At 52.2% G+C, this 1,120-nt stretch carries 2 protein-coding genes; both read right to left on the bottom strand.

Annotated features, from left to right (window positions below; translation table 11 throughout):
- Nucleotides 1-191: hypothetical protein (locus WMO65_RS26215; protein WP_349064876.1), on the bottom strand; the 191-nt coding region annotated here is incomplete at its 3' end.
- A partial coding sequence (locus WMO65_RS26220) for a relaxase family protein (protein WP_349064877.1) occupies nt 164-1,120 on the bottom strand: 957 nt, incomplete at its 5' end. The genes WMO65_RS26215 and WMO65_RS26220, both read right to left, overlap by 28 nt.

The following is a 1,120-nucleotide window of genomic DNA, read 5'->3' on the forward strand; positions in this document are numbered from 1 at the left end:
TTGACTGCCAGGCCTGCTATTTGCTGCATCTGCAGTTCCGTAAGCCCCGGGCTGCCAAGCGCTTCCAGCAGGTTGATCGTAAGGCCTGCCCGCATTGCGGCCTGGATCTGGTACAGCCTTGCGGCGTCCTGGATCCCGTTCTTTTTGCATGTCTCAATGAAACTCATAACCTCTTCTTTACTGTACTCCAATCATCTGCCACCTCCTTATTCCTCCGACCCCTCTGAGCGCTGATCTGTGCCAGGGTCCTCTTTTCATTGCGCAGTGCCGCATTCTCTTCCCGCAGTCTGGAAAGCTTCGTTCTCCTCTCCTGTTCTTTTTGCTGCAGCGCCTCCAGCGGGTACTTTTCCTGTAACCTGTTCATTTCATCCGCTAAAGCCTCCCAGTCATCATCCCTCCCTTCTTTCTCTGCCGCAGCACATGCTGCCTGCAGGTTTTCATATCTTTTTAAGGCCTCTGTCTCATCCTGGCTTAAATTTGTCTGATAAAAATGGGTCCGCTCTGCATCCAGGCTTGCCTGGCGTGCTTCCAGCTGTTTCCATCTCTCCTGCACGGCCTTTTCGCTCCGGATGTTATTCCGGATCAAGTAGCGGCAGCACCTGGCAAGCTCCTCCGTCTCCCGGATATCACTGTAGCATCTAGTGTTCTGGTATTGGTAAAGGACCGTGTTCTGGCAGTATCTCCAGATATAATAATACTGGTAGGCAGACGGATAAAACGCCGTCTCTCCTGCAGGGAGCCCTTCTTTTGAAAATGCACTGGACTTTACCCGGGGGATCCGTGCTGCCCGGTCCACCTGTGTCAACCCATCCTTATCCTTGATGCGCCGCTCTATATCCTGGAGGTTATACCCTTTGCCCAGCTGATAGCTCCTTACCGCCTTTTCCCCTCCGGTCGGGGTAAATGCAATATATCGCCCGTGTACTTTTGAATCGCCCTGGCGTATCTTATATCCTGCAAGGGCCAGGGCCTTACAAAGCCCGTCCACGGATGCCACTTCTTTTATCAGGCGGTCTATATCATCCTGGACGATCCTCTTCCAGGTACGTTTTCCATCCTGTTCCCGTTTCCATTCACCATAATCCCTGCTTTCACCCCCTTCGTATTCAAATTTCTCAAA

Origin of the sequence: Blautia caccae (genome assembly GCF_040095955.1) — a bacterium.
GTDB lineage: Bacteria > Bacillota > Clostridia > Lachnospirales > Lachnospiraceae > Blautia > Blautia celeris.